At 63.3% G+C, this 3,354-nt stretch carries 3 protein-coding genes; all 3 read left to right on the forward strand.

Going from position 1 to position 3,354, the window contains the following annotated elements; translation table 11 throughout:
* Positions 1-160 precede the first annotated feature (160 nt).
* From OC610_RS23810 to OC610_RS23820, 3 genes are read left to right on the forward strand one after another with little or no spacing between them, the layout of a single operon-like run.
* A complete protein-coding gene (locus tag OC610_RS23810; RefSeq protein WP_264431334.1) occupies positions 161-634 on the forward strand; it encodes a MarR family winged helix-turn-helix transcriptional regulator in 474 nt (157 codons plus the stop codon).
* Positions 631-2,100, forward strand: coding sequence for an efflux transporter outer membrane subunit (locus tag OC610_RS23815; protein WP_264431336.1), 1,470 nt, complete (start codon positions 631-633; stop codon positions 2,098-2,100). The genes OC610_RS23810 and OC610_RS23815 overlap by 4 nt, the downstream gene beginning before the upstream one ends.
* Positions 2,101-2,115: 15 nt before the next feature.
* Positions 2,116-3,312: an efflux RND transporter periplasmic adaptor subunit gene (locus tag OC610_RS23820; protein WP_264431338.1), complete on the forward strand. Its 1,197-nt coding sequence runs from the start codon at positions 2,116-2,118 to the stop codon at positions 3,310-3,312.
* Positions 3,313-3,354 lie beyond the last annotated feature (42 nt).

The following is a 3,354-nucleotide window of genomic DNA, read 5'->3' on the forward strand; positions in this document are numbered from 1 at the left end:
TCGCGAGCAAGCTCGCTCCCACATTGGGTCACCTTCCAGCATCTTGTGTGTTCATGCGTAGCTAACTAACTATTTGTTTGACATTTGCTGCCTAAGCAGTAATATCTCGACATACATTCACTGCCTAGGCAGCAAAACGTCTTCCGACAACGGTATCCAGATGAAGCATTTCACCCCAGGCGACTTCCACAATTGCCATCTCGGCATGCTGCTCGGCCGTGCCGCGCTGCTCAAGGATCGGATCATCGATACCCACATGGAGCCCGTCGGCATCACCGCCGCGCAGTTCAAGGTGTTGATCATCATGGCTCAGCACGGCATCGACACTCCGGTCGAGCTGTGCCGGTACCTGTCCCTGGACAGCGGCTCGATGACTCGAATGCTCGATCGCCTGGAGCAGAAAGGTTTCCTGGCTCGCCAACGCTCGGCGGAGGACCGGCGCCAGGTGCAATTGGTGCTGACCGAAGCCGGCCAGGCGCTTGCCGATCGCCTGCCGTTCATTGGTGCCGACGCGATGAATCAACTGGCCAGTGCCATCAGCCGCGAGGAGCTGCAAACCCTCGAAGACATCCTCAAGAAAATACTGCTCGCCGCCGGGGATCCCATCACCGTCTTGCGATTGGGGGAAAAATGAAGCGTCAAACCTTGCGTACCCGCTTGAGCCTGGTGCTGCTGGCCATGAGCCTCGCCGGTTGTGCCAGCTACAGCGGCCTGAAGACCGAAGGGGTCAGCCTCGAAGCCAAGAGCCTCCAGGCGGGCCAGTCTCTGACCGGCGTCAAGCTGTCGCCGGCCTCGTGGCCGAAAAGCGATTGGTGGAAAAGCCTCGGCGACCCACAACTCGATAGCCTGATCCGCGAAGCGCTGCGCGACAGCCCGGACATGCAGATCGCCAGCGCCCGGGTTCACCAGGCCAGTGCCGCCGCCTATGCCGCCAACGCCGCACGCCTGCCGACCCTGGATGCCAGCGGCAGCGTCAGCCGTTCGCGCCTGGCTCGCGACCAGGATCCGCAAGGGCAGGGCGGGGCCTACAGCACGTTGCGTTCGCTGAGTGTGGATCTCAATTACAACTTCGACCTCTGGGGTGGCCAGCGCGCCGCCTGGGAAGCGGCGCTCGGCCAGGCCCGCGCCGCCGAGATCGACCGCCAGGCCGCGCAACTGACCTTGGCTGCCGATGTAGCCCGGGCCTACAGCGACCTGGGCCAGGCCCACATCATTTATGACTTGGCCAACGAAGACCTCAAGCGCACGCGGCAGATGCTTGACCTGGGCAAGCGCCGCCTCGGCGCCGGGATCGACAGCCAGTATCAGTTCCAGCAGACCGAAAGCCTGGAAGCGAGCGCCGATGCAACGTTGATCGACGCGGAGAAACGTTTGCAGAGCGCCAAGATCGCCTTGGCGGTATTGCTGGGCAAAGGGCCGGATCGTGGCAACGAAATCGCCCGGCCCAACGTGCTGCAGGCCAGCGCCGTCGCCTTGCCATCGAATCTGCCGGCCGAATTGCTGGGCCGTCGTCCGGACCTGGTCGCGGCGCGGTGGCGGGTCGAGGCGGCGAGCAAGAACATCGAAGCCGGCAAGACCAATTTCTACCCCAACCTCAACTTGAGCGCGGCGGCGGGGGTCCAATCGCTGTTGGGTGACGCGATGTTCGGTTCGGCCAGTCGGTTCTTCAACGTGGCGCCGACGGTGTCGCTGCCGATTTTCGATGGTGGACGCCTGCGGGCGGACCTCGATGCCCGGGACGCCGACTACGACCTGGCGGTGGCGCAATACAACAAGAGCCTGGTCGCGGCCCTTGGCGATGTCAGCGACACCATCAACCAGTTGCGCGACATCGGTCGGCAGATCGGCGCCCAGCAACATGCCGTGGATATCGCACAAAGCTCTTACGACACCGTGGTCCAGCGCTACGGCTCCGGCATCGGCAATTACCTGGACGTGCTGAGCATCGAGCAGCAGTTGCTCCAGGCCCAACGCCAACTGGCGACCCTCAATGCCGAGCAGATCGACCTGTCGATCCAACTGATGCAGGCCCTGGGCGGTGGTTTCGAGACCCAAACCGTGGCTTCGGCCACACCGGCCGCCACCGCGCCGACTCACTGATTCGAGGTATTTGTCATGGCAACTGCCGAAACAACTCAACAAACCCCACAGGACGGCAGCAATCCGCGCAAGCGCAAGGTGATGCTGCTGGCCCTGGCCCTGATCGTCATTCTCGCCGGCGTGGGCGTCTGGGCCTGGCACGAACTGTATGGTCGCTGGAACGAAAGCACCGACGATGCCTACGTCAACGGCAACGTGGTGGAAATCACCCCGCAAGTCACCGGCACGGTGGTGAGCATTGGCGCCGATGACGGTGACCTGGTGCGAGAAGGCCAGGTGCTGGTGCAATTCGACCCGAACGATGCCGAAGTCGCGCTGCAAAGCGCCCAGGCCAACCTGGCCCGCACCGTGCGCCAGGTGCGCGGCTTGTACAGCAATGTCGATGGCATGAAGGCGCAAGTGCACGCGCAAGAGGCCGAAGTGCAGAAGGCCCAGGAAAACTACAGCCGACGCAAGAATCTGGCCGCCGGCGGGGCGATTTCCCAGGAAGAACTGTCCCACGCCCGGGACGACCTGACCTCGGCGCAGAACGCCTTGGCCAATGCCCGGCAACAGCTCAAGACCACCAGCGCGTTGGTGGATGACACAGTGGTGTCGTCCCATCCCGACGTGCAAGCGGCGGCCGCGCAACTGCGCCAGGCCTATCTGACCAATGCCCGCAGCACCTTGATCGCGCCGGTGACCGGTTATGTCGCCAAGCGCACCGTGCAACTGGGGCAGCGAGTGCAGCCGGGCACGGCGTTGATGGCGGTGATCCCGCTGGATCAGTTGTGGATCGACGCCAACTTCAAGGAGACCCAGCTGCGTGACATGCGCATCGGCCAGCCGGTGGACATCGAGACTGATCTGTATGGCAGCGATGTGAAATACAGCGGTACGGTCGACAGCCTGGGCGCCGGCACCGGCAGCGCATTTGCCTTGCTGCCCGCGCAGAACGCCACCGGTAACTGGATCAAGATCGTCCAGCGGGTGCCAGTGCGCATCCATATCAACGCCGAGGAACTGACCAAGCATCCGCTGCGGGTCGGCCTGTCGACTCAGGTCAACGTCAACCTGCATGACCAGAGCGGCCCGGTACTGGCCCAGCAGCCACCGCAAAAAGCCTCGTTCAGCACCCAGGTCTATGACCGGCAACTGGCCGACGCTGACGCGATGATCAGCCGTTTGATTCATGAAAACAGCGCGGCGACGAGCAATACCGCGCAGCGCTGAGGCCGCGCTACCGAACCTGTGGCGAGGGAGCTTGCTCCCGCT

Source organism: Pseudomonas agronomica (genome assembly GCF_025917275.1).
In the GTDB taxonomy this organism is placed as follows: domain Bacteria; phylum Pseudomonadota; class Gammaproteobacteria; order Pseudomonadales; family Pseudomonadaceae; genus Aquipseudomonas; species Aquipseudomonas agronomica.

Bases quoted from the DNA above. Each gene is read 5' to 3' on its own strand.
- OC610_RS23820 (WP_264431338.1), top strand. From the start codon at position 2,116: ATGGCAACTGCCGAAACAACTCAACAAACCCCACAGGACGGCAGCAAT.
- OC610_RS23815 (WP_264431336.1), top strand. From the start codon at position 631: ATGAAGCGTCAAACCTTGCGTACCCGCTTGAGCCTGGTGCTGCTGGCC.
- OC610_RS23810 (WP_264431334.1), top strand. From the start codon at position 161: ATGAAGCATTTCACCCCAGGCGACTTCCACAATTGCCATCTCGGCATG.